This is a genomic window from Paenibacillus xylanivorans (genome assembly GCF_001280595.1).
Classification (GTDB): domain Bacteria; phylum Bacillota; class Bacilli; order Paenibacillales; family Paenibacillaceae; genus Paenibacillus; species Paenibacillus xylanivorans.
Map to the genome: position 1 here is coordinate 193106 of NZ_LITU01000059.1, position 26154 is coordinate 219259.

Below are 26154 nucleotides of genomic sequence, written 5' to 3' on the forward strand. Positions count from 1 at the left end.
TTCATTCAACGAGGTACCACTTTTTTCAACCCACTTAGTAGAGGGCTATTCCTTCAATCCTCATGGTGGTTTCCTCTTCTAAAATGCCAAAATGATGACTCCAATAGATCTCGATCGTGAAATCGAGTGGTAAAAATAATCCCATGATCAAATCGACTTTGGAATTGGCATCATCTGTTTTCTTCTGCCCCATATAAATCAGTAATTCATTTTTTTCTTCGCAATTGGCGTAAATAATGGATTTTTTAAATATCTTGCTCATGGTCTGTTTCAGGAAATGAATCAATTCTCCTGTTTCGTAAACCATCAACAATCCCTCGCAGATCTTGTCCTGCTCCTCTCTATTCAGATCTTTAAAAGTGGATGCAATTCTGCCTCCATACACGCCATCACATATATCCCTCTTTAGAAAGCGAATATAATACTCACGTTTGTTCATTCCCTGATGCAAATCAATCGTTCCCAGGAAGTGAAAAAGGATATCAAAAAGATTCTCCCTCAGCTCGTAAACTTCTTCATCATCCGGAAGAAAGAGATTCTTGAATATGGAGTAAAATCGATAATAAGGATTCACTTCGATGGTCTGATCGATTTCTCGCATGTTCAGATCTTCCAAACTGAGCTCCATATATGGCGAGTAGTTCTCCGCGGGTACAAACTTTATGCTACTTGCATCCATGCCCTTCAACTGTGAATTCAACATGACATCCCATATATAGTTCACAGATATGCACCTTCACATCTGTAATCGGGAAAATACCTCTGGATTTCGGCAACAATATAACTTAATACATCCACCTCTAAAAATTTCGGTATTCTTTCCCTGCCGCCTGCCTCAAATCTAAAAACTAGTTTCATGACCGGCTTACCATGATCGGTTCGTATACCGTCACTCACAAATGAATTTAATGAATAGGTCAAGGAAGATGTATCACCCAACATTTGACCGTTCTTTACTGGATCCAAAATTTGAATTTCGACCAATTCAATTCCTTCAGCTGCTTCAAGAGAACTAACAATTCGCAGAATCTCCGCCTTAGAGCGAATGATTTGTCCTTTGTTTTCGGCTAAACGGACAGTGAACTGTTCCTTACGCCGATTTGAAAATGTCGGATACGGGAAATGAGTCAACTTCGTCAAAGAAGGTTTAATGATTTTCACAAGCCCCCATTCACCTGATTCATTGCGGGGAGTAACGATAACTAATCGATCCTCGGATCGCAAAATATATCTAACATCCGCTTCGCTGGCATCGACCAAATATCCATGATCAATGCCTTCTTGCCGTAAAGAAAGTGTATGTTCAAAATTAATTCGGTCTATAGCCGGCATCGGGAAACCTGTATTACGTTGACTTATTCGTTCCAAATTCCACAACGGAATAACGCCTGAACGTTTATAGACGTCATACTCCTCCAGTGACAAAACAATTTCTTTTACCTCTTCATGTATGGCAGGTTCTCCTTCTCCTCCAACAAGCACACAATCCACAAACTTATAAATATACGGGAGATTAATCGTCCGCCAGTTCATCCCGATCAACATAAACGATTGATAGAGCTTCTCTATTTCGTTTATGTACGATAGGTTTTGTTTTAACTTAAAAAATAAAGGATACTCGCCTGCATTCGTAATCATGGTGCCCTTAAATATCCGTTCACTTGAAAGTAACTCCCAAATCTGCTGGGTACCCATTTCCAAAAACAAGGAGAATAAAGGAATTTCCCCTCCATTACGTACAAGTTCTGCAACACCACTGATATCTAGAACTTGATTGTTCAAATCGGAACTTAACATCGGTCGGAGAAATTCATGGATGGGATCATAATCTTCCCGGTCAATTAATGTGATGTGGAGTTCATACTTTCCCTCCTGATTCTTCACCTCGTCAAACACCCGTTGCTCGATCTGTTTGTTCAGTGTCTCCTGATACTCGACCAGATTAAGAAAAACGCCTGTCATGAGGTCTTTGAGCATGCGACGTTGTTCCAGATCCTCCATCTTGTTTAGACGGTCACGAATAATATCTTTCATCACGAATCTCCTCCTTCCGTGGATTCCTGTTCCTTTGCTTCAGCCTCGGTGGAATCGGTGCTTCCTTTAGCCTTTGAGGCGGAATTAATGCTAGCATTGCTTGTCGTTTTCCCTGAAGAAGACCCGGATCCAGAAGAATCCACAGTCCCACTTCCGGCCGAAGAGGCATTACCCGCGGAAGAAGTGCTTCCCACTGAATTGCCTGCGCTCATTCCTCCCGCGTTCTCGGTCCAATCCGAGTTCAAACCAGACGTATCTGTTGTTCCTAACCCTGCCGCATCCTGAGTAAGATCTGCCGCCGGTACAGGCGGATTCAGTTTCTCTTCCAGCTTATTTATTTTCCGCTCCATAGCCAGCACGCGTTCCAACATATCGATCTCCTGATAAATTTCCTGTGCCGAAGCATAGGCATCCATGGCGCCGCTATAATCTCCGGCTTCATTAAAGCGGTCACCCTTCTGTTCCAGGGTGTCGGCCTGGAGCTGTCTGGATTGGCGCTTGATATCCGCCCGTTTGGTTTCGGCCGTCTCCAGTTTGGTGGCAACTTCCTTCAGTGCTTCCTTGTATGCTGTTTCCGTGGCGGCCGTTCTGGCCCTTTTATACAAAATAATCGCTCCACTGTAGTCTCCGTTCTGGAGTTTCAGATCCCCCTCGGTGATCCAGTCTTGTACTTGCTGGAAGGTGGTCATCTGTTCCAAACGTTCCTGAATGACTTCTCGGTTGAACATACTATACGACTCAGACAATTCCAGTGCTTTAGTGTAACTGGCGGTTGCCTTGGGAATATCTCCTTCTTTCAAATGAGCTTCGCCGTCAACCAATGTCTGAGCAGCAGCCATCTTCGAAGTCAGCAGCTTTTTGTGCACAGGATCCTTGATTTTAATGGAATTGTTGCGAGCAAGACTGTAATCCGAGACGGCCTTGGCATACTCCTGTTCCTTCACGTACTGGTCAGCGTTCTGTTCGTATTGCAGCATATCTACTACAAGTTCGGCCTTTTTGGCTGCACTTTTCACCGCGTAGAATATGCCGGCTCCGCCAAAAATCAGGAGCATGATCAACATGATGGCAATCCGTTTAATCCACTTCTTACGATTCTTGGGCTCTTCATGAAAAATCTTGTTCACGTAAATAGCTGCCGCACTATAATTCTCGATTCGCGAACGTTGCTTGCTAAGCATCACTTCTTCGAGCGTATCCGCCAGCGCCTGCGGATCATTCGCACCTTCCACCGCATCGATCATCTCGGCATCCTGCACGCCTTCCCATAATCCAGGGGTGCATAGAACAAGCACATCGCCATCCGCCAGCTTGATCTTATCGGATACATACGGTTTGATCATGCCAGGTTTGCCCGCGTATTCATTCAGATTGCCGCGTTCATCATGCTGATCCACACGATCCTCGGCAATCTGGCCTTCCGTTGCCAGTTGGGCAGCTACACTATGATCCTTGCTTTTTAGTGCAAGCCTATTTCCCCGGAAATGATACAAGCGGCTATGTCCGGCCGATGCCCACACCATGCGTGTATAATCCGTTACAACAATAACGAATCCCGCTTTGAGCCTGACCCGGCGGCTTTCATACTGCAACCATTCATGTGCGATCTTGATATATTCCGTCAGTCTGCGTTTGGACATGGTTGGCTTTTCCAAAAAGGATTCCAGAATGGTCTGTACTGTGATCTGTGCACTATTCACTTCCGTATCGGTGTCCAGACCATCTGCAATGACATAACAAGCCCAGTCTTCCAGTTCAACGCAGCCGTAGAAATCCCGATTTTTCAGGAAAGACCCCGCCTCTGAGACAAAAGCCGTCTTGAATTCACTGTTCTCCTTCCTCATCCGTCTCCCCATTTCCCGTCCCTGTGCGTTGCCCGATCTGTTACCATCCTTGCTCCAAAATGATAATCGTGGCGTTATCCTGATGCACGAGCTGTTTTTCTTCAATCAAATCAATGATGGCCTGGGCTGCATCAAATGGCGGAATATCTTGCGCCAGAATGGTCTCCAGTTCCATCTCCGTGAGGGAGTTGTATACCCCGTCACTGCATAACACAATCTTGTCCGCCGGCTGCAGTGCAAACGGCTCGTCCGCGATTTCCATTTGTTTAAAATGGTCGTACCCCAAATAGTTGACCAGCCTTTTGCGCTGCGGATTGTCAAGTGCCTCCTGCTCCGAGATCTCTCCAGACATATACTGTTCTTCAAGTTGGCTTTCCAGTGTATGCTTATGATTGATGGCAAGCAGCTCTCCATTGCGAAACACGGCCAAGATGCTGTCTCCTACCGCACCCCAATACAGATCCTTTCCCTTGATCATGGCAGACACCAATGTTGTCCCTCCGGGAATGCCCAGCAAATTCCGAAGGATGGCCTGATTTGCCGCATGGGAAGAAGCATCCCAGAACTCTTCCGGATCAGGAAACCGCTCCAACTCTTCAAACTCCCGGATAAATGTTTCCACGGCAGTCGTACTCGCCACTTTTCCACCGGACAATCCACTGATCCCATCGGCAAGTACAGCAAGTACACCATGCGGCTGCACGGCACAGGCAAAATAATCGTCCTGTTCATTGCGAGCACCAATGGTCTGTCCATTGCCAATCTGAACTCCAACCGGTCTATCGTCACGCTGCCTTACCGGAATCCGGCTTCGTGCGAATAACAGCAACCAAATCAACAAACAGCCACCCGCAAGAACCCAGTAGGGCGTTAGCTCCTTGTCGTTCCACAAAATCATGAAGGTGTTCACTGTTGCTCCCATTCAAAGTGCACACCGCACAATGGAATGAAAATAAATTTGCTGCGTCCCAATTGAATAACATCGTAGGCAGCCAGTTCCACCGGAGAATAGACTGCTTCATTATTGTGATATGCGAGGCCAGAAGCATCGCCGGGCAGCAAATAGAAATTCCGCTTTTTGGGATCGTACACAATCACCGCGTGATTACGCCGAGAAATGGTGTTATCCCCGAGGATGCGAACATGCATCTCTTCCGAACGTCCAATAAAGTTCTTTTCAGCCATTATTCGATAATCCTGGCCCATCTGCGGACCCTCGATGCACACCATCCATCCCGTTACCGGTTCAATTCCTGTCGTTTCGCCCAGGTATGGCATCGTTCTGTCATCCTCTGCTGTACGAGGTGCGCGTGGGATTGCACCCGCTGCCTCACCATTACTGGTAGCTGGCGATTCAACGGCCAGATTGCAATATGGACACGTATTGCCGTGCCGTCTCGTGCTGAACATATGTCCGTTTCCACATCTAGTCAGACTCATTTCGTTTCATTCCCCCGTAAGCTTGTATGATGTACGCCAACGTTATTTCACCAAAATGCGGGTATTGGCAATATAAATTAAGTCTCCTGCCTCAATCAGGCTGGGTTCTTCGATTTCCAATTTGGATGCTCTGCTTTGATTTCCTTTACGTACACCTACCCCACTGGCCGAGTCGATATCCTCGATAAACCATTGACCCGAGGCTTTGTTCAATACGGCATGCTGCGAGCTAATGAGAGACGCATAGGGCGTATCGGATAGATCAATGTCAGCCTCGCTGTTCTTCGAACTTTTCCCGATCAAAACACTCGTTTCGCCCTGAATATACCATTCCTTCACACTTGTACCGTCATCGTCCAGAAGGACGAGCTTCACGACACGCGAAGACAATTTCTTCTTTTCCGCCTTGGTAGCTGGCATGTATTTAAAATACAGGTATGCTCCTCCAGAGAGGACCACGATAATTCCAGTTACCCACTGGGCACTCATATCCCGGTTGATGATAAATATGTAATACAGCACGGCTATCGAAATCATGGCGACGCATGCGTCAAGCCCCGTCGTCAATACCGACCTTCCTCGTTTCACTTCCATAACCTCCGCCTGAACCGGCATGATCCATTACGAGCTACCGGTCTACTTTTTTCGAACTCCGAAATATCGGTCAAACATGGCGGACATTTCCATTCCTTTATTGGGACCGGCTTTGCCACCGTTTGGACTTTCCTTGCCTTTGGGGTGATAGCCAAAAAATTGTTCGAACTGTTCCTGCATCCGCGATGGATCCGACCATACCTTCTCGGTATTTGCACTCCCAGACTTCTCATTGCCTTTACTGTATCTGGCTGTATCGGATGCTGAGTCCTTCGCTTGACCTGTATTACGGCCAGTTCGAAGCTGCTGATCATAAGTTGCTCTAAGCTCGGAATTTCCGAGTGTACTGTATGCCTCGTGTACTTGCTTGAAACGTGCTTCTGCCTGTGCATCCCCCCCATTGACATCCGGGTGAAATTTCTTCGCCAATTGACGATAAGCCTTCTTGATCTGCTCCGGAGAAGCTCCACGTTCTACACCAAGCACGGCATAATAATCTTTCATGGTATTCTTTCCTGCCTCCCTGCCGTATTCGGGCGTAAATAAAGATTAAGGGGCACCAGGGCCCCTTAACATGACAGCGTTGTTCCGGACCAAAACGAATTGGCCCAAGACAACAGTTGTTCCCTTTTATACAGGGAAACCGCCCTCAATTTTAGTGAATTCAGTTTTGTCTTTTTTCTGTTTGATGAACAGGCTGAATTCACCTACGCCTTCGGTATCACCGAAACGCTCTGTGTAATCCACAACGAATGCGTTAGGCAAGTAAATTTTACGTACCACTTGATCTGCTGCAACCACTTCCAGGGTTACTTTGCGGTAGCAATCCGCTTTTTCAGCAGGCACGAGGGACCACAAAGCAAGTTTCATCGTGTCATCTGCATTGTCACCGTCGGTTGCAGTGATAATTTTGCCGCTGATGCGAAGTGTTGCGCCTACATCTGTGGATCTAGCGTTGGAATCATCTGGTGTATCCGTGTCATACACAACTGTACGGATATTATCCATTCCCAATTCGATTGTTTCTGCGCCTTCTACTTTCAATACAAAACCCATTAATAAAAACCTCCTTAAGATTAGGAAAAAATGTGCCCGGCACGCTCACCATCTCGGGAGAGGTACCGGAATATATGTATAAAGGCAAGACGATGAAGTCTGCCTCTAACACCAAAATAAATGTCTATAATTCGTTGTTTGATGAATCATATTTAATAGTCAGTCTTGTTCCAATGGTATTCTTACACTTTCATCGCACTGGTGCCTTTGGTAATCATGACCTCCAGATTTTTCACGTTGCCGTTAAATACCAGGTCAATATGGCACATGTTGCTCTTTTCATCGATGATAAAGCTCATGTCGTCGCCTTCCTGAATGATCGAATTGATCGACCCTCGAGTTCCCAGCCACCGGCTCTTCTGACTGCTCGGATTGTTGCTGAAGAATTTGACGATATTTTCATGCTTGAAATCACCGGTTTGGAAACGGAGCAAGCGCTCAATGTAAGTACTTACAAGTGTTTTGTACAAGGAATCGAAACCATCTTCAGACATCGCCATGCTTCTCGCTTTATAGACCGTGATCCGTTTGATGTCGCTATCCTGGATTTGGGCATTTTCCGATGAGAAAATAAATCCAAAGTTTTTTCGGTTAATCAAATCCTTGATGGTATTTGTAAATCCGGAAATTTCTTTGGTCATCGTTGTTACAACACGCAAGCTGTTGTCCCCTGCCTCAATGTCAAAACGCACACCTGGATAATCACGGTTGACGTTCTTGAAAGCCCCTTTCAGGTATTCCGGACACTGATATGCAGCAACAATCCCTGCAGATACATAAGACGCTCCAACGTACACGCCTTCAATCCACAATTTCAGAATGTCTTCCTTCTCCTTGGAAAGTTCCACACCATTCTCCGTCTGAAGCATGCGACTGTCGATAACGACACCCGATTTCTCCTTGGGAATAATCGTGAAGTTTGGAGCACTCGGAATGGCAAACTCGCTGTATTCCTTACGGGTCAACACTGAACATTTATCGATATACTTATCAATACCTGCGGTAGCCATGCTGCTGAAGGTGGTTTCTTCCCCGGATTCAAAGCTGAAGAACACCTGCACCTTGTATTCCTTAACGACCTGAAGAAGCATTGCCAGAGATTCCATGCTGTTTCCGTCTTGTTTAACCACTTTCTCGTTACCACGGAAACGGGCACGGCTGACTTTGACTTGACCTGTATTTTCCAGTTCTACGGAAGGAACGATACCGAACCAGATCGTATCGGTAAAATCATTCTTCGCGTTGACAGTGTTGAGATATGTCTCAAGCCGCGGAATATTACTGCTCTTGACGAGCATATCCAGTTTGGCATTTGAGATCAGCATGGAAGGAAGCATGCCTTTGTTCTTAATCGCATATTGGTCAAAGAACATTTTGACACCCAATATTTTCTCGACGAGCGGTTTTACCGTTTTCACAAAATCATCCTTGGCGTTTTTGTAAAACTCCAGGTATGTATTGTAGTTCTGCACTTCTACCGCTGTATCCACCTCGGACTGAACCGCCGGAAGCGGGCAGAACGTGCGGACCACCAGATCCTGTACATAAGGCGAAGGTGTCTCGGAGAGGGAGTCATAATCTTCCGCAAACACCTGAGTCAGATCGGTGCTTGTCGCTTCATCAAGAAGCATCAGCTCGTTGTTATCACTCTTTGGAGCTTCTATAATTTTCAATTCTCCGCTCTCACCAATCGTAAGTTGTCCTACCTGAATCGCTTCGGAAGAAGTTTCTTCTTGTGCACGGCCCAGCAACAAACGGGTCTTAATATCTTCAATGGCGAGTGGAAGCATGGCCATGACATTGTTATAGTTCCGGCTTGCATCTTCAAACATGACGTTCAGCTTATCTCCGATATCTAGCTTCTTCGGGTCGCCGTCATCCAGCTTCTCATGCTGGCCATACATGTAATGAATTTCCTTCCGTACCTGACGAATGTCATCCATAACTTTCTTCGGAGAGATCATATCGAGCAGATTTTCAAACTTGAAATCAACGTTCGTAATACCTTGACTGCGCTTGGTATCAATCAGGGTGAAGAGCATTCTAAGAAAGTCGTTGCTATGGTCAATCTTGATCTCCGAGATCGCTTCTTCCGGAATACCTTCCGGTTTTTTAAGCGTATACATGACTTTCTGGTTTACCGCATTGAAAAAGGAGTACACGCTAGGTGAGAACTTGTCCAGGAACTCATCGAAGCTACGAACAAGCAAGTGTTCGTTAATCTCCTTGATCTTATCGTCACTCAGACTGTCGATGCCCTTAACATCACCAACAATGGTGATCAAGTCCAACTTCTCGGGATTGATTTCTTCAAAAAGCATCGTTCGGTTCGTTTGATTAATAATGTCCATTCAGGCAACATCCGCCAAGATGATGATTCATTCGGGCGAATGCTTCCCCCCCTCCATCAATTTTTGAGACTCCGCACGTCTCTATCAGCCTTCAGTCATGATCCAGGAGAATCAGTGCTCCCGGCAAACACAAGACCAATAGAACGAGCTGTCAACATACGACTGGAACTTATGTACCAGATTATGCCGTTTGCTTTGGAGATTTATGGAATTCATCTTAATCATCAGCGATATGTTTTGTCAATAATACCCACTATAGGTCTAAAAGCTCATTTTATAACCTTCGATATACCTATAGAACTAATTTTTGGAATTCGCTTCACTTCCTTATGAATCATGCCGATGATATAGAATATCCTATAATTTGGATTAGATTCAATGATTTAAGACTAGTAGGGTTTTCTCCCTAATCAAGAGTAAAAATACTTAAAGTATGCGGTGTTGCATTATTCTCAACTAATGAAAACTACGCATAACGGCGTCATATTGTGTATAAGCAAAAGATTTTCAAAAAAAATTGATTACGTCCAAAATATGGGCCGCAGTTTTCAAACCAGAAAGGAGATTCGAAGCCTCACATGATATTAATTAAATACAAAAAAATACTGCTCTCCCTATTGGTGATTAGCGTTTTAATTCCAGCATGGGACATTGGGTGTGTGTACGCGAAATCATCTGTCAAGACCCACGCGTATGAAGGGCTAGATGCCATGTTTGTCCTGGATGTTAGCTACTCCATGAATGAGACCGACAAAGATCGCATCGCCGAAGAAGTTATACATATGTTTATGGATATGAGTAGTGGACCTAAGACCCGACTGGGATTCGTAGCTTATAATGATCAAATCACTTCATCCGTACCTCTAATGGATATATCATCCTCTGGGGCACGAAATAACCTTCGTAGTCGTGTTGATGGCTTAAAACGCTCAGGCTATACAGATCTTGGACTTGGCTTGCGCCGAGGTGCGAGTTTGCTCGAACAGTCCCAGACGGACAAACGAAAGCCATTTATGATTTTGCTCTCTGATGGGGAAACGGATTTGCGTGGCTCGTCGAGCAGAACACCAGCTGATTCATCCAAAGATGTAGACAAGGTGATTGAGATGGCACAAAAAGCTGATTATCCCATTTACACCGTTGGACTAAACCGCGATGGTACGGTTAACCCCGCTGAACTGGAGCGGATAGCTCAGGAGACGGGTGGATCTTCCTTTATCACGGGAAGTGCAGACGACTTGCCTGAAATTTTCAACCGGATTTTTGCAGATCAGATTCAATCTGTTCTTGTATCTGTGGCAGCAGTAACAGCAACAGGGGCAATGCAGGAGGTAACTGTGGACATTCCCAATTCAAGCATGGCGGATGCCAACATTATCATGCTCTCTGATCATGCTGTCTCTGAAGCGCAGCTGTATTATCAGTCCAGCAATGTCAGCTTCATCCGATCTGATAAATATGCTCTAATGAAGATCATTCGTCCGATCAAAGGACAGTTCAAGCTGAAATTCAAGGGGCGCAGCGGAGATTTGGTGAAGATCAACCTACTTGGAAACTATAACGTGTCTGCGGTTGCAAATATGGCAACGGAACAGCCAGTTAAGGGGAAAAGCATCACATTTGAAGCCTCTCTCTACGATCAGGCTGTGAACCCTAAACCCATTCAGGATTTGAATGTTTACAAGGGACTTGAAGCAGAACTCATTGTGACCCCATCTGATGGGAAAACAGAGCGTATTCCTTTGACCAATACAGGCAGCGGATTTACGGGAAAATACACTTTTCCAAAATCGGATCTATACACATGGGGTCTTCGAATTGATGGTCCTGACTTTTATCGGGAAATCACTCCCGTTGATGTAGATATTACGAATCAGGCCCCTGTAGCAACCGGGGAGTCCATGGTGTTATCCAAAGACGATAGCAATACAGAGGTTGACCTAAGCAACTATTTTAAGGATGCCAATAATGATCCATTAACGTATGCCATCGCAGAAGGTGGGAATGAACGCAAACTCGGAGACGCTGTCATTGAAGGTAATATACTGCGTTGGACTTCGCTTCACACCGGTAGTTCATCCATCAAGGTGACCGCAACGGATTCCGAAGGCGCCAGTATAACCGCAGACATCCAGTTGCAAATTCATTCTTTACGTGAAAAGGTACTCCTATATACGGGACTCGGTCTCCTCGCAGCTGGTGGTATCTTCGCACTATATTGGTTCGTGCTGAAACCAAAACCTGTATTCCGCGGAAGACTGGAAGGATACTTCTTGGCTACTGCGAACGGAGAAGATATCCCCGTAACGAATTGGCCACTGACTTCATTGGAGCGACGAAAAGTAAGTCTCAGTGAACTATTCGATCGTATGGACATTGGGGTTAAGGTACCCGAGTCAGGACGAATCTGGCTGGAAGCTGGTAAAAAAGAAACGTTATTGGTACGGCATGACACGAACTGCACAGTCGTCCGAGGACGAACACCCGTGAAGCCCAGACATACAGAAGCTCTGGAGTATAATGAAAAGTTGTATATTACGTTTGAGGATGGAGTCACGGAGATTGAAATTCGATACAAAGCCATCAAACCAAGTACCAATATCTATGTAGGACAAAAGAAAGATCCACAGCAGGCCATGGGATAATTATCGCAGTGTTGATGAAAATCGTCCTATGAATGGCACTCTTGTAAAAACAGTTGAACAAAGAAACTTAATCGACTAACAGAAGATGATTCCTGTTCTGAACAGGAATCATCTTTTTTTAACCCTAAATCTGTCTAACACTCCCCTTCCAGCTCCGCATCTGTCCAATGAAGCTGAACACCCTGCCGAATTAGCTGCTTCTGATAAGCGTGAAGATGCTCCGTCGAAGCCCTCACCTCAGAAGGTTCAACTTGCTGTGCAATCGCATAAGCGGCAAGGGAACCGGCAGCCTCGCCAATATTCCATTCGGTGGGATGCAGACGATAACAACCATTCGCAATCTGGGTCATGGAGATATTTTTGCAGGCCGGAAGCAAGTTCTTGACCCGAACCGGGATAAGTGCACCCAGCGGAATCTCATAGGGATGGTTTGGAATATAAAAGGTCCGCTGACTCACGGTTGTCGGATGGAGATCGAGATGATAACTGCCTACCCCCACACTGTCCTCGTAACGTTTGGCTCCCTCTGCTCCGCGCAATTCCTTGCTCACATCATGCTCGGTAATGGTATATAATCCTCGGATTCGCCGTGATTCCCGTATATACGGAGCTTTCGCGAGACCGTCCTCCGTACCGAGCACATCTCCACGCAGCCTTAGGCCCGGATAACCCTGTCCGCCGTCCAGACGGGGAGCTTCGCTCTGAAGCCAGTATACCAAAGAGAGGGTGAGTTGCCTCGCCCCTTCCAGATGCTGCTCACGTTCCTCCGGCGATACGCCAATGATCGGCCCGGCGTAATAATCGTTCAGTGCCCAGTTAAGCAACGTGACTTCACCATCATTCAGTGGCTTTGTCCAGATAGCCGGGTCAACGATCCGCCGATAATCCCACAAGGAGACAATGCCCTGATCATTCGGGAACATCGTGAACTCCTTCAGCTTGGAGGTATCATTGGCATCCGAAGCGTACCAGCTCAGGATTGGATACAGTGAGAACGAAGGAACATACTGACGCCAGTAATCATAATTCTGCGGGCGGGGGATCGTGAAGTCTCCACCCGGTACATAATCCACCGCCGCCACATGGGTAATCGACTGCATGTCTAGCGGGTCCGCATCTTCCAGGGCATGCGGCTCCCCCGTATCCCGCCGAGATTCCGCCCCACTTACATGCTCTACTTCGGCAAGAGGAAGCAGGTCGCCGCATTCTGTGGCATCCAGATAATAGGAACCCTGGAGCTTACTCAATCTCCCACTTCGCCCTTCACGCACAGTCACGCCTGTCACCCGCTCACCTGCTGTATCCACATGAACTGGCACGGTATGATAGAGCACTTCGATCCGGCCGGTATTCACGTAAGGGGCCAGCATTTCATGCAAAACGGCAAGCGCGACCTTCGGCTCATGCGCCAAGCGGCTCACCCAGCCATTACCGGGATTGAGAACAGGATTGCTCTTAGCAGCATCCGTAAGGGGGTAGTTCCTTCTGTAATAATCTCTGACCCTGCTGCGGAACTCGCGGTACGATGCAGTACTGCCAGATTGTTCAATCCAGCGGTGCTCATCCGGCGGCACTGCCTGTGAGGTTAATTGACCGCCAAGCCAGTCCGTCTCTTCCGTCAAAAGCACCCTCTGCCCTGCCTTCGCTGCAGCCAGCGCAGCCGCCGTCCCACCAAGACCTCCACCAATAATGATGATGTCACTGCGTTTCTCCTGTTCAATTCTCATGCTTTGTCTCCTCCCCTTCACTGCTGCCAGACCAGCCAACACCCTCCTCGCGCAGGCTTTCCAATGCCAGCTGCGCCGCCCCGAAACAGCCTGCCCAGTTACCGAGTTCAGCTACGGATACCCGGTCTGCTAACCCGACACTGGATAGCTTAGCGGTAAGCAACGGCCACCATATAGCCTGATCTTGGGTCACTCCGCCGCCAAGAATAATCACTTCGGGATCTACCGAGGCAGCGATATTCTCAATAACCAAAGCCAAATCAGCTATGTAACGCTCCAAAATGTACAGGGCAGCTGCTTCTCCCTGGCCTGCAGCGGTCATAATCTCTCGACCATGAGTATAGATGTTGTCCTTCTGTTCCCGCGCCAACCGCAGCAGTGCACTACCGGAAATATATTGCTCCACGCAGCCGCGTTTACCACAATTGCAGGGCCGACCTTCAGGCACCAGAACGCTGTGTCCCCAATCGCCTCCACGCCAGTCTACACCCCGCAGCATCCTGCCAAATGCCATGTTGGCCCCTCCGACCCCGGTTCCAAGAGTCAGCATCACCAGATTCTGCTTCCCGCGGCCAGTACCAAGCCACACCTCGCCGAGCAGTGCAGCATTGGCGTCGTTATCGGCAGTCGAAGACAGGCCAAATTCCCCGGTTGCCCACTCGGTTAGCGGCATGCCCTGCCAGCCAGGTAAATTGTTCGTAGCGTGGATCACTTCACCCGTTTCCACATTCACCCTTCCCGCCGAGGCAATGCCCAGTGCCTTCACTTCTCCATAGCTAGACAGCAGTTCACCTACTAACCCACAGAGCTGACCAAGTATGGCCTTCCGCCCCAGCCGGGCCTCTGTTGCATACGTAGCCTCCGCCAGAACGGCTCCGGCTTCATTGACCACAAGCCCCTTAATGCCTGTGCCTCCTACATCAACGCCAATGACCTGCGCCATCTGCTCTCCCCCTATTCACACAAACACTTCAATAAATACGGTCGATAACCGCCCTCGCCGTTAATTCCTTCATCTTTTTGGTCTCTTCGCCATGCTGGCGCTCCAGTCCCTGGCAGAGCAGGTCAATAATGAACAGCTGAGAGATTTTAGCGCCTACAGAGCCGCCTTCAAGGGGAGACTCCTTCCCGGCGGTCAATAGCAGGATATCCGCAATGGAAGCAATCGGAGATTTGGCATAGTTGGTCATGGCAATCACCTTAGCCCCGTTTTGTTTGGCCTTCATCAGCATATCGTTGGTATCCAGCGTACTGCCGGACACGCTGATACCAAAAGCCACATCACCTTCTCCCATCGTTACCGCCATCATGGACTGGATATGACTGTCGGAATTCGCTTCCGCACGCCGCCCGATGCGCAGAAAGCGATTCTTGGCATCCATAGCTGTAATGCCTGACGAGCCTACACCGAAAAATTGCACATGACGTGCGCCATCCAGGCACTTCACCGCCTGCTCCAACTGCTCCCGATCCAGCATACCCAAGCTGGATTGCAGCACACCAACCATCGAGGCATAGAGATGGTCAGCGTAATCGTCCTCTCCCTGCTCGCCGTCTGACTGGTATTGCCGTTTCGGCAGCCCTTGGGCCAGCATTAGCTTGAAATCCTGGTAACCTTTAAATCCGATTTTGCGGCAGAATCGCATGACCGTGGTCTCTCCCGTACCAGCAAAATCAGCCAGCTCGGTCACAGAAAAATAGATGATATTGTCCGGGTTTTCCAGTACGCAACGGGCCACTTTCTGCTCTGATTTGGTCATGGAAGGATAATACGTATTAATTCGGTCATTCATTTCCATTACTCTTCATCCTCACTTTTCTGGTCACTGCTGCAAACCGCCGGGTGATCAGCTGTGGCCGGGTAATCGCAGAGCCTACCACAACAGCGTATGCCCCCTGATTAAACGCCTCTTCCACCTGAGAGGGCTGACTGATCCGTCCTTCAGCAATGACCGGAATCTTCAACTGCTGGGCGGACATCTCCAGCAGCTCCAAATTGGGCCCTTCCTGCTGCCGGGAATACGGTGTATAACCCGATAGGGTAGTCGAAACACAGCTCACTCCAAGCGATTCAGCGTATAAAGCTTCCTCCAGAATCGAGATGTCGGCCATGGAAGATGCCCCACATGCGTTCAGATAAGTGGTGATTTGCTCCAATGTATGATTTTCCGGTCTGTTCTGGCGGGTCGCATCAAATGCAATGATATCTGCGCCGGCCTCCAGCAGCTCGTCAATTTCTCTGAGTGTTGGGGTGATGTATACAGCAGAGTCCGGGTAATTGCGCTTCACGATGCCGATAACCGGCAGCGAAACCGCCTGCTTGATCGCACGCACATCAGCTGCCCCGTTCGCCCGAATCCCAGCAGCCCCACCTTCCTCCGCAGCCGCAGCCATCCGGGCCATCATCGCCGCGCCATGCAGCGGTTCGTCAGCCAACGCCTGGCAGGAAACAATCAGACCCAAATGCAGTTTCTCCAGCATTACCTTTGTCAGGGTTCTCACCCTCTCTCTTATATTCTGTTTTCCTTACCCGGGTTGGATGGTACAAATCGTACAGACAAGCCGACTTCGAACATCCGGTTCCACGGCATATAACAGTCCGTAATCTGGATGCTCCCCGCTGCACTATTGATCCGCACAGCAAGCTCTTGACGCAGTCTTTCCTCTACTCGGGCGGCAACTCGTCCGCGAGACCCATCCAGCATGTATTTGCCATAACCCATCTCCTGCACCGGGCCATTGCTAAGTTCTCCCCGAACGACTGAACAATAGCAGACATCTTCAGCATACCGGAGGGCCAGGAAATCAAGATGCGACGGTGTACGACCATAGAGCAGATAAATCATGGCCTGCGAAATGACGGTTCCAAGCGAGTTGGAGCTGGTATTCCAGGCCGCGTATCCAGCCAGATCAAATAACATGTCTTTTTGCCGCAGCATCTTGACCAGCTTCTGATCCCCACCATTGGCATATCCGACATCCGCTACAGCGACTGGCTTCTCCTTGCTCATGAGTAGAAAATGTCCATATTCAACTAGTTCCATCAGATTCCGGTATACATCATAGCTGTAGAAAGAATGCTGCTGCGACACCGCCTCCGCCATCGTTTCCCCCGGTGTGCTAATTAACAGCACCAGATCCGCTTCAGTCGCACTGGGTACAATCAGCCCACCTGCAGCCAAAATCTGATATTTCAGCGTCTCATAGAAGAACCTGTCCTCGAACAGCGGGGTAACAAACGCTCCCTGAACAGATGATAATCGCGGATATACCAACGGCATCTTGCCACAAGTTTTGTTCATCATTCTGGTGAGCAATACGCAGCCAACTTCGTCCGCACCGGGATACATATAGACTTTAAGTTCCAGATCAAGGACCGTAATACTTGACCGCACTTTCTCCTGATCCTTGGCTGTATGTCCATAAGGCGCTGAATCATCCTGCGGCACAATCATAAACTCGATAACTCCTTCTTTAACCAAGGAGAGCACTTGCTTGTTCGCTTCAATATTGATCGCCCTGCGTCCAAGGTAATCTTCCAGCACTTCCGTTGGTAGACGTTTATCGATATCGGCTAGCTCGCGGATCTCCTCTTCAGTCGCCATCCCCAGCTCCAGCCGATGGCTGATGAAACCTTTACGAAAAATCTCCCGTCCCCAATCGGCGTAATAATCCGGCTCCTCATCTGACAGAGAATATTGTGGGCAGCGCATAATCAGTTGAAACGCGTACAGGGTTAGCTGCGGATACCGCTGCTTAATGCCCCGCAGCCGCTCCAGTCGGGCAGTCAGTTCATCCAGCTGCAGCTGGTGCAGCCTTGAAGGAATGATCCCTCCATAGAGCAGCGTATCCAATGCAACGACTGCTCCGTCCGCCCCGACACAGTTCTCCTCAAACCAGGTCCACAACTGCTCCACATCGCCCGGACGCTTTTTCAGGCCCATGAGTTCAAGCGGGGGACGCTCCAATGTAAATTCCGTTCCTTGCGCCAATAAATACGGAAACTCATAGTTGCAAGGCCGCTCATCCAGCGGGACAAATGTTAGCTTAAACTGCTTCGGCATGGATGCCATCACCCTTTCTGTGTTTCTTATCCTTTAATCGCCCCTGCAATGCCTTCCATATAATATTTTTGGGTGAACAGGAACACAACGATAATCGGCAGCACCGAGATCATAGTCCCGGCGGCAATCCACCCGAAGTTATACGAGAACTGCCCGTTCAGATACGTCAGGGCCGCGGCCAGCGGATATTTCTGCGGATCATCCAATACCACAATCGGCCACAGGAAATTGTTCCAAAATGCCATAACCTCAAGCAAACCGATGACGGCAACCCCCGGTTTCACCAATGGCATGACAAGCTGCACGAAGATACGGAACTCAGAGGCCCCATCCATTTTGCCAGAATCCCGAATATCTGTCGGTATGCCCAGAAACGTTTGCCGCATCAGAAAGATGTTAAATACCGACACCGCAGCCGGAAGCACAACGCCAAGAAACGTATTGCCCAAATGAAAGGCCTGAATGGTTAAATAATGCACAATCATCGCCGTCGCCGACGGAATAATCATGGTCGAGATGAGCAACGTGAAAACCAGATTACGTCCCTTGAACCGAAAGGTTGCGAGTGGATACGCCGTCAGACAGGACAAGAAGATGTTAAATACCACTCCAAGGAGCGTAATCACCACAGTATTTATGATATAGCGTGGAAAATCCATGAACGCCCACACCTGTACGTAGTTATCGAACGCGATGAAGGTCGGGAGGATCGCCGGCGGATTCGCAAACACATTACGGCCAGGCATCAGCGATACGCTGAGCAGCCACAGAAAAGGGCCCATCATAAACAGGGCAAGCAGGATCAGCAATACGTAAGTGATCAAATAACGAAGGCTTTTTTTCATTGTTTTAGACGATAGCGTACTCCGCATCAATAGGTATTCACCCCGCCTTTCCGGTTCAGCCGGAACACCAACACACTGAGCGCTGCTATCATCACACTGACGATCAGCCCAAGCGCCGAGGCATAACCGAAATTGAACTGCTCCAGCCCTTTTTGAAAAATATAAACACTCGAGGTCAATGTGGACGTTCCCGGCCCGCCCTTGGTCAGAATATAGACCTCATCGAACACACGAACGGCACCCATCACCGAAATTACGGTGCAAAAGAGAATATGCGGCCGCAGCAGCGGAAGCGTCACATGAACAATCAGTCTCAGCGGTCCCGCTCCGTCCACCCTTGCAGCTTCGTACAGATCTGCCGGAATGTTCTGGAGTCCTGCCAGATAGAGCATCATGTAATAGCCGAGACCCTTCCACATGGTGATGAACATCAGAACATACAGCGCCGTACTGCTCGTGGAAAGCCAGGAGACCTGCTCACTGAGAATGCCAACCTTCAGCAGAAGATAATTGACCACTCCATTATTGCCCAACAGCCAGCTCCAGATCAGCGCCACCGCAACCATAGAAGTTACGACCGGTATGTAGTAGGCAGCCCTGAACATTTTGAGGCCCGGAATGCGGCTGTTGACCAGAATTGCCATGAGGATCGAGATGATTTGAATCACCGGCACAACCAGCACATACACCAGCGAATTCCACAGTGATATCAAGAAATTGTGATCTTGGAAGGCCCGGGTGAAGTTATCCAGACCGACAAAATGCGTCTCCGAGATGACAGAATAATCCGTTAATGAGAGGGGTATCCCGTAAATAATCGGCCAAAAGGTAAAAACCGCCAGAAACAACAATCCCGGTGCCATAAACGCCCATGCAGCAAAAGATTCGGATCGAATCGCCTTGTACAAGGCTACGCCTCCCTCTCCTCTAGGATCGAGGGGGAGTGCCCCCCTCATCAGACAGTACCGTTCATCTTTAGGAATCCTGGTTAAGAATTTGGTTGACTTCCTTCTCCACCGCGTTCAACGTTTCTTTAATATCTGCTCCGTTCATCAAAATTTCCTGCAACCCCCGCGCCAATGCGGAGTTGATATCTCCTGCATTCGGTACGCCGACCATGTAGTCAGTCGCTTTATCAAGACTTTGGGAGGAAGCTACCTTGGCTTCGGCTTCCAATGAACCGTCTGATTCCGTAAAGAACGGATCTTCAATGGAGGCTTTGCTCGACGGCAGCGTATTGGCTACCTTAGAGAAAGCGGTCTGATTCTCTGCATTGGTCATAAAGGCGGCAAATTCCACTGCTTGCTCGGGATTTTTGGATTTCTGTGGCACGACGAGATCCATGGAATTGGAGAGCCGCAGGTTCGCTTTGCCCGTTGGAAGCGTTACCGCAATTGTATTCTTGTAAACATCAGGCGCCGACTTCTTGATGAAGTTGATAAACGTCGGACCCGACAATTGGAAAGCGACCTGCTCTCCGGAAAAATACTGGATCTGCTTGCTGAATTCCGCATCCTCCTTCAGCACCACACCTTCTGCCATCAAGTCGCACATATGAGCGATCATCGCCTCTGCTTCCGGTGTATTAAAAGCGGCGGCCGTTTTGTCCTCATTTAGAATCGGGATGCCGTCGATTGGAAACAGCTTGGAGACAAGCTGCTGTGCATATCCGGCCACTCCCGTCTTCTCATGGACCTGACGAGCCCACTCCACCAGCTCCTCTCGGGTCTGCGGCGGATTTGCCGGATCAAGGCCTGCTTCCTTCACCAGCTTAGTATTCATGAACAGCACTTCGATACCTGTGTACCATGGAAGCGCATATGCTTTGCCATCCAAAACCGTAGAATTATAAATGCCTTCAAAGTAACTCTTCGCTTCCTCATCTGTCAGGTATTCGTTCAGATTCAGCAGCGCTCCCTTGCTTCCCAATTGACTGGCAAATTCGGTATTGAGATTCACAACATCAGGGCTTTTGCCACTGGCTGTGCGGGTCAACAAACGCTGGGAGATTGCATCATAAGGATAGTCCTTCCACTCCACTGTTACCCCGGGGTGGCTGCTCTCATAGGCAGAAATCAAATCATTGAAGTAATCGTTGAAGGTTGGCTGTAGCGCAATCGTCCAGAACTCCAACGTCACCGGCTTCCCAGCTTCCGTTCCCGTCTCCCCAGTGCTTCCCGGACTCGGCGTTCCCGCCGTATTGCCATTTCCTCCGCAGGCGGCAAGCAGCATAGACATCATGACGACTAGCAGCAAAGATACTGTGAAGCCCTTTCTGTTGGTGGTCACACAACATTCCCCCTCAGTTTGGTGTAAGACGGGAGTCGGCGCTTATGTCAGTTTCCTGGCTTATCACTCCATCTTTCCAATGGAGTATATGCAGACTCTGGAATTAGAATGAAGTATTCTTCCATAAATAAATTAAAAAAAGAAATAATTTTTCTTTTATGTTCCAGCGCTCTGCTACAAAAAACACAAAAAACAAGCCAGTTCAATCCGTGAAAGGACCAAACTGGCTTGTTAGTTAAGCTTCACTACATGGGTAAGAAAATGCTGGATTCAAGCCGTCTCATGCTGTTTCTTCGGCTCTGCTTCGTAGACTTGGGTATGTTCATTTTCTGATAATGTCCATTCTACCGTGCCAGGCTTGCGTATTTTCCACATCCAGGCTTGTACTTGAAGTGATCTCTTAACCCAAGCGAGAGACGCACAACGCTGCTCGGAACGAACAGACAATCCCCAGTGAATCACACGTGCGAGCCATCGGTTCACATACTCATTATGAGAACGCACAGACGGCAATTCATCGCGGAACAATCTCTGTTTCACGTCCATAGGGGGCTGCCCGCATGTCCAATAATGAAGCAACGCTGCCAGACTATATATGTCTGACATCGGCCCCTGACTGGATTTCTCGGAGTAGAATTCAAGAGGTGAATACCCAGCCGATGTAAAGATCGCCTGTTTTTCTCCGGATTGTACAGGCCAGCGAGCTGCTGAACCGAAGTCCAGTAGTTTAGGCGTACCGTCTTCCATCACCATAATATTGGATGGCTTCACATCGCGATGAAGAATTCCCTGCTTATGAATATAGTCCAGTGTATCTACCAATGGAAGCAGCGTCTCCGTAATAAATGCCGCATCCAGCGCATGATTTCGCTCAATGAGATATTCGGTCAGGGTTATACCTGGGCAGTACTCCATAACAAGATACCCTGTGTCGTTTTCTTCGAAATGATCCACATACGGAACAATATGAGGATGATCCAACGTGGATAACAGCTCTCCTTCTACCAAAAATGCAGCAAGAAGCTCCTGATACTGACCACCGAACCCTCGTGAAGAACAGAACACTCCCCGTTTGTCGGCCTGACGTGCCGCCAGCCTTTGCGGGAAAAACTCCTTGATCGCTACTTTCGCACCTGTATTCCGATCTCTTCCTGCATATACAATCGCCAGCTCGCTACTAGCCATGAGATGTCTTACCTGATATGTATCATTTAAAATTACATTGCGTTGCAATGCCATTTTGCAATTGTCCTTTTTCATAACAGACCCTCTTTTCAACCTTGTCGATCGGAAGACTTGCCGCATGTTGCATCATTCAGTCCAACTAGACAGGCGTTTCATCGCCAACCATCTATATAAACCAAATGATGCAATTTGAATCATCCTCATGCGGAAATATTGATAAATTCTAAATTTAATAATTCTTCTGTAAGAATTGCTGAATTTCTTGGTTCATCTGGATCAACACGTCCTGGGACGGAAAATGACCTGTGTCGTATTTAATTGCTTTGACATTCGGAATAATCTTCTCAGCTCTTTCAATGACCCTATCTGCCGGGAAAAAGACATCCTTCTCTCCCACCAGCAGCAGTGTTGGCGATGTATAATTCACCAATTCCTCCTGCTCTGTAAGCTTCGGCATATCCTGCTCCAGACTGACGTATTTGAAGATTTTCCCGATTATATTTTTATCTATTTCCTTCATACAGCTGCATGACATGATATCCGCGATCTTTTGCAAAGAAGTAGGAGAAGAAGTCATTCTGTACGTTACGAGAGGTAACACAATATCCTGAGCCATTTTAATCTTGGATCCCACGGCCAGGCCAGCGGGTGCTACCAGAACAGAACATGCAATTCGGTCCGGAATGTAGGTTGCCAATCTTAGGATAATTCCGCCTCCAAAGGAAGGTCCGATAAACGCACTTTTTTCGATCTTGTAGTGGTCCAGCAAATCAGAAATCCACAAAGCCAAACTATCAAACCTTGCCGAAATTCGTGTTTCTTCACTGTAGCCTGGATGACCGATCGTATCCGGCGCGATAATCCGGTATTCTTTGAATAAGGAAGAGAACCATGACAACGTCATCGGATTCACACAATTTCCGCCCTGGAGAATAAATAGCGGCTTACCGTCTTCTGGACCTGTTAATAAAACATGCGTTTGTCCAAAACGTGTCTCCACGTACTCTCGTGTAAAACCCTCGCCCAATTGCTCAACATACGCTTCGTATTCCTCAAGTATGCTGCTCTTGCCTTCTTCACTTCTATAAATGGAACTCATGTCTGCCTCCTGCAAAGTATACTCTTTCAACAATCTATGGATTTATGGTCCATAAATATAAAAGAGCCCGCTGATGACAGGCTCCTTCATATGTGTAACTTATCATAATGAACTGATTATAGAATGGAAACTGGAAATTGTAAACAGCGTTTCTCATAGAAAATTAATAATGAAGCAATAGGAGAGAAAAAGACCTATTTTCGGCCGTAATCCGCCTTGATCTCTCCCCACTGTTTGGTCTGCCATTTTAGCACCTTATTGCTGTACGTATTCGTCCGTAGCCACTGCTCCGCACGGTCTATCATCAGCCAAATCTCCTCGGTGGAAGCATCCCTTGCGAGTGTCGTGGACACTGCTTTTTGCTTCAACCATTTCATCGCATTGACAGAGTCCGTATAGACCGTCTTGGTACTTCCCTCTTTTTTGAGATGTGCCAGGGCATGTACAATTGCCAGAAATTCCCCAAGATTGTTCGTACCCTTCGCAATGGGGCCAACGGAGAAAATAATCTCACCCGTACGGGTATCAACCCCTTTGTACTCCACCGGACCTGGGTTACCGCGTGTACCAACGTCAACCGAGATGCTGTCATAGTCAATTTCTGCGGAGGTCTCCATGCCCGCGCTTCTTCCGCTACTGCCAGACTTCGTCTTCGAAGAAGCGCCTGATCCTCTAGCACCAGTCCCCCAATTTCCTTTCCATCCCGCACGATATGCCTCTTCGGCAGCAACTTTCGATTCATACGATTTATATTTTGCTCCGGTAAAATGATCTGTCTGTGCTTTGCATTCTGCCCAGGTGCTGTATACGCCAGGCTGCTTACCTGCCCAGACGACATAGTATTTCTGCTTTGCCAATATGACCCGCTCCTTCGTTTGCTGCATTCAATTCCTTATTGTAAACGATAGGGAGGTGAGATTGAAAGGAGTGGATTCATCTTGTTCCTACAGTGGATTCCCTCCATTTCTTCAACATGTCCAATGCTACTTCCAGAAGCTTGCTTTGGTTATGTGAGATTTGGATTTCAATCCGTTGTTGACACCCAAGGTTTTGTGAATCCGATAACCTATCCATCATTTGCTCCAGCAACATAAATGATTGCGCGCTCACTTCCAGACTGGAATCACCGATAAATGGAATAATGTTCTCTATATGTACTATGTAATTCAGGTTTTCAAGAGCATATAGCAGTGTGCCTCTGCTTCCTGATGTCTTGGGGTCTGTGATGACTTCAATTAACGGTTCGACTGCTCGATCATCTCCAATGTCAGATAATGCGATGGCAATTTCGTTTCGCAGTATTTTGTTGTCAGTAGATTTCAGGAGTTCAATCAAGTAAGCAAATTGAGTTGTATCCTTTTTTTGACCCATATGTGCTATTTGTTTAACAACGCCTTCCATATCTCCTTCGGAAAGATGCTTTTGTATCATGTTCGTATACATTGTACGTTGTATCACTCCTCATTTTGTTAGAAGAAAGCTCTTCATAATAATATCGGTCATTACCTTATTTTAGGATGTAGTATAATGGTCCTTATAATGTCGGGACTATTTTCCTTATCCACATCTCTTGTCCTAAGCGATTGTATATTTCAACCAGATCAAGAACAGGCTAATAAATACGACAATGATTTGGTACAGAAAGGAATACAATCAATGGACTGGATATGGAAATCCATCTTGCTTGTACTGATTGGCATGATTCTGCTACGGATTGCTGGACGTAAATCAATCTCGCAGATGAGTGTCGCCACGACCGTTATCATTATCTCGATTGGGACCACGATCGTGCAGCCTATCGCGAATCACGAGTTAGGCAAAGCAATCGGGTCAGCGGCGGTATTTATCCTCACGCTCCTGCTCGTTGAACAATTGCAATTGAAGTTTAATTGGTTTGAAAAACTGATGAGCGGAAAATCGAAGGTTGTCGTAGAAGATGGAAAGTTGAATCTGCCGAATTTGAAACGCATGCGCTTTTCGGTGGACCAGTTGGAGATGCAACTGCGGGAAAAAGGGATTACAAGTATTGCCGATCTGGAAACGGCCACGATGGAACCAAACGGGCAACTCGGATATGTGCTCAAACGACACGCACGCCCAGTAACCATAGGCGATTTGGAAGCACTTCTGAAGCAAGGAACGTGGCCCACGGAATCCAAGGACCTGTTCCAGGAGGTCATTCAGGATGGACACTCGCGTCCGATTGACTCCAAGATACAGTAAATAAAACACACCCGAATGCCTAATGCTTTCAGGTGTGTTTTAGTTGTCTAATTCGGCAATCCGTTATGAAATTAGGATTTGGAGGTAACTTCCGTTTTGACCACACGATCTAGAATGTTGGTATTGGCAATGATTTCACCAAATGGGCCGACAAAGGAACGATCGCCGCTTTCTCCATGTTGCGAGTACTGAAGCTTGGGAAACAACAGCTCCGCGGTACGATAAGCTTCCTCCAGGTGCGGATAACCGGATAAAATGAAGGTCTCGATTCCCAGCTCTTCATATTCTCTGATTCTGGCTGCGACCTGATCGGGATCACCGACAAGTGCTGTTCCAGCTCCTCCTCTGACCAATCCGATGCCCGCCCAAAGATTGGGGCTAATCTCAAGGTTGGAACGATCACCATTATGCAGACTGGCCATTCGTTGTTGTCCCACGGAATCCATGCGGGCATAGATTTTCTGGGCAGAGGCTATCGTCTCGTCATCCAGGTGGGCGATCAGCTCATTTGCGGCCTTCCATGCTTCATCTGCTGTCCGACGCACAATAACATGCATGCGTATGCCAAAACGAATGCTTCTTCCTTTTTTCGCAGCCAGCTCCCGCATTTGATGAATTTTGGCTTCCACCTGACCTGGAGGCTCACCCCATGTTAAATACACATCGACATGGTCCGCCGCCACTTCCATTGCAGCTCCCGAGGAACCTCCAAAATAGAGTGGTGGATGTGGCTTTTGGATGGTCGGATACAGGACAGA

24 protein-coding genes are annotated in these 26154 nt (G+C 47.8%); 2 read left to right on the top strand and 22 right to left on the bottom strand.

Annotation, left to right across the window (positions count from 1 at the left end):
• Positions 1 to 34: 34 nt before the first annotated feature.
• The 9 genes from AMS66_RS13860 to AMS66_RS13900 all read right to left on the bottom strand — a co-directional run bounded on the left by AMS66_RS13860 (position 35) and on the right by AMS66_RS13900 (position 9319).
• Positions 35 to 724 (bottom strand): hypothetical protein, encoded by a 690-nt coding sequence (locus AMS66_RS13860; RefSeq protein WP_053781355.1) that lies wholly within the window; start codon positions 722 to 724, stop codon positions 35 to 37.
• Positions 721 to 2034 carry a hypothetical protein gene (locus AMS66_RS13865; protein ID WP_053781356.1) on the bottom strand — a complete coding sequence of 438 codons (1314 nt, stop codon included), beginning with the start codon at positions 2032 to 2034 and terminating at the stop codon, positions 721 to 723. The genes AMS66_RS13860 and AMS66_RS13865 overlap by 4 nt, the downstream gene beginning before the upstream one ends.
• The gene (locus AMS66_RS13870) at positions 2034 to 3878 is read right to left on the bottom strand and encodes a SpoIIE family protein phosphatase (protein WP_053781357.1); all 1845 of its coding nucleotides are present in this window, start codon (positions 3876 to 3878) and stop codon (positions 2034 to 2036) included. The genes AMS66_RS13865 and AMS66_RS13870 overlap by 1 nt, the downstream gene beginning before the upstream one ends.
• Positions 3879 to 3918: 40 nt before the next feature.
• Positions 3919 to 4800: a PP2C family protein-serine/threonine phosphatase gene (locus AMS66_RS13875; RefSeq protein ID WP_236703383.1), complete on the bottom strand. Its 882-nt coding sequence runs from the start codon at positions 4798 to 4800 to the stop codon at positions 3919 to 3921.
• Complete coding sequence (locus AMS66_RS13880) at positions 4785 to 5318, bottom strand: FHA domain-containing protein (protein WP_053781358.1); 534 nt, start codon at positions 5316 to 5318, stop codon at positions 4785 to 4787. The genes AMS66_RS13875 and AMS66_RS13880 overlap by 16 nt, the downstream gene beginning before the upstream one ends.
• A 42-nt stretch (positions 5319 to 5360) precedes the next feature.
• Entirely contained in the window at positions 5361 to 5912 is a 552-nt protein-coding gene (locus AMS66_RS13885; protein WP_082350719.1) for an FHA domain-containing protein, read from the bottom strand.
• Between the two features lie 42 nt (positions 5913 to 5954).
• Positions 5955 to 6416: a J domain-containing protein gene (locus AMS66_RS13890; RefSeq protein WP_053781360.1), complete on the bottom strand. Its 462-nt coding sequence runs from the start codon at positions 6414 to 6416 to the stop codon at positions 5955 to 5957.
• 126 nt (positions 6417 to 6542) lie between these two features.
• On the bottom strand, positions 6543 to 6968 hold the full coding sequence (locus AMS66_RS13895) for a hypothetical protein (protein ID WP_053781361.1): 426 nt from the start codon (positions 6966 to 6968) through the stop codon (positions 6543 to 6545).
• 182 nt (positions 6969 to 7150) lie between these two features.
• The gene (locus AMS66_RS13900; protein ID WP_053781362.1) at positions 7151 to 9319 is read right to left on the bottom strand and encodes a hypothetical protein; all 2169 of its coding nucleotides are present in this window, start codon (positions 9317 to 9319) and stop codon (positions 7151 to 7153) included.
• Positions 9320 to 9897: 578 nt separating this feature from the next.
• Here AMS66_RS13900 and AMS66_RS13910 point away from each other — a divergent pair.
• Entirely contained in the window at positions 9898 to 11964 is a 2067-nt protein-coding gene (locus tag AMS66_RS13910; RefSeq protein ID WP_053781364.1) for a VWA domain-containing protein, read from the top strand.
• 134 nt (positions 11965 to 12098) lie between these two features.
• On the opposite strand, the gene AMS66_RS13915 is transcribed toward AMS66_RS13910, so the two are convergent.
• The 12 genes from AMS66_RS13915 to AMS66_RS13970 form a co-directional block, all read right to left on the bottom strand.
• Positions 12099 to 13691 (bottom strand): FAD-dependent oxidoreductase, encoded by a 1593-nt coding sequence (locus tag AMS66_RS13915; RefSeq protein ID WP_053781365.1) that lies wholly within the window; start codon positions 13689 to 13691, stop codon positions 12099 to 12101.
• Positions 13681 to 14634: an ROK family protein gene (locus AMS66_RS13920; protein ID WP_082350687.1), complete on the bottom strand. Its 954-nt coding sequence runs from the start codon at positions 14632 to 14634 to the stop codon at positions 13681 to 13683. Before AMS66_RS13920 ends, AMS66_RS13915 begins: the two co-directional genes overlap by 11 nt.
• Positions 14635 to 14662: 28 nt before the next feature.
• Positions 14663 to 15490: a MurR/RpiR family transcriptional regulator gene (locus AMS66_RS13925; protein ID WP_053781366.1), complete on the bottom strand. Its 828-nt coding sequence runs from the start codon at positions 15488 to 15490 to the stop codon at positions 14663 to 14665.
• Positions 15477 to 16172 carry an N-acetylmannosamine-6-phosphate 2-epimerase gene (locus tag AMS66_RS13930; protein WP_053781367.1) on the bottom strand — a complete coding sequence of 232 codons (696 nt, stop codon included), beginning with the start codon at positions 16170 to 16172 and terminating at the stop codon, positions 15477 to 15479. Before AMS66_RS13930 ends, AMS66_RS13925 begins: the two co-directional genes overlap by 14 nt.
• A 29-nt stretch (positions 16173 to 16201) precedes the next feature.
• Positions 16202 to 17755, bottom strand: coding sequence for a DUF4127 family protein (locus tag AMS66_RS13935; protein ID WP_053781368.1), 1554 nt, complete (start codon positions 17753 to 17755; stop codon positions 16202 to 16204).
• Between the two features lie 26 nt (positions 17756 to 17781).
• Complete coding sequence (locus AMS66_RS13940) at positions 17782 to 18600, bottom strand: carbohydrate ABC transporter permease (RefSeq protein ID WP_407944539.1); 819 nt, start codon at positions 18598 to 18600, stop codon at positions 17782 to 17784.
• A 26-nt stretch (positions 18601 to 18626) separates the two neighbouring features.
• Positions 18627 to 19508, bottom strand: a complete 882-nt coding sequence (locus AMS66_RS13945; RefSeq protein WP_053781370.1) for a carbohydrate ABC transporter permease — start codon at positions 19506 to 19508, stop codon at positions 18627 to 18629.
• A gap of 67 nt (positions 19509 to 19575) precedes the next feature.
• Positions 19576 to 20889: an ABC transporter substrate-binding protein gene (locus tag AMS66_RS13950; protein WP_236703386.1), complete on the bottom strand. Its 1314-nt coding sequence runs from the start codon at positions 20887 to 20889 to the stop codon at positions 19576 to 19578.
• 270 nt (positions 20890 to 21159) lie between these two features.
• A complete protein-coding gene (locus AMS66_RS13955; RefSeq protein WP_053781371.1) occupies positions 21160 to 22149 on the bottom strand; it encodes a serine/threonine protein kinase in 990 nt (329 codons plus the stop codon).
• A gap of 154 nt (positions 22150 to 22303) precedes the next feature.
• The gene (locus AMS66_RS13960) at positions 22304 to 23173 is read right to left on the bottom strand and encodes an alpha/beta fold hydrolase (RefSeq protein WP_053781372.1); all 870 of its coding nucleotides are present in this window, start codon (positions 23171 to 23173) and stop codon (positions 22304 to 22306) included.
• Positions 23174 to 23367: 194 nt separating this feature from the next.
• On the bottom strand, positions 23368 to 24030 hold the full coding sequence (gene rnhA, locus AMS66_RS13965; protein WP_053781373.1) for a ribonuclease H: 663 nt from the start codon (positions 24028 to 24030) through the stop codon (positions 23368 to 23370).
• 76 nt (positions 24031 to 24106) lie between these two features.
• A complete protein-coding gene (locus AMS66_RS13970) occupies positions 24107 to 24544 on the bottom strand; it encodes a HEAT repeat domain-containing protein (protein WP_201782173.1) in 438 nt (145 codons plus the stop codon).
• Positions 24545 to 24829: 285 nt separating this feature from the next.
• Here AMS66_RS13970 and AMS66_RS13975 point away from each other — a divergent pair, with 285 nt between their 5' ends.
• Positions 24830 to 25396, top strand: a complete 567-nt coding sequence (locus AMS66_RS13975) for a DUF421 domain-containing protein (RefSeq protein WP_053781375.1) — start codon at positions 24830 to 24832, stop codon at positions 25394 to 25396.
• Between the two features lie 71 nt (positions 25397 to 25467).
• Here the strand turns inward: AMS66_RS13975 and AMS66_RS33725 are convergent.
• Positions 25468 to 26154 (bottom strand): LLM class flavin-dependent oxidoreductase (locus tag AMS66_RS33725; protein ID WP_236703387.1); only part of this gene is annotated, 687 nt, incomplete at its 5' end.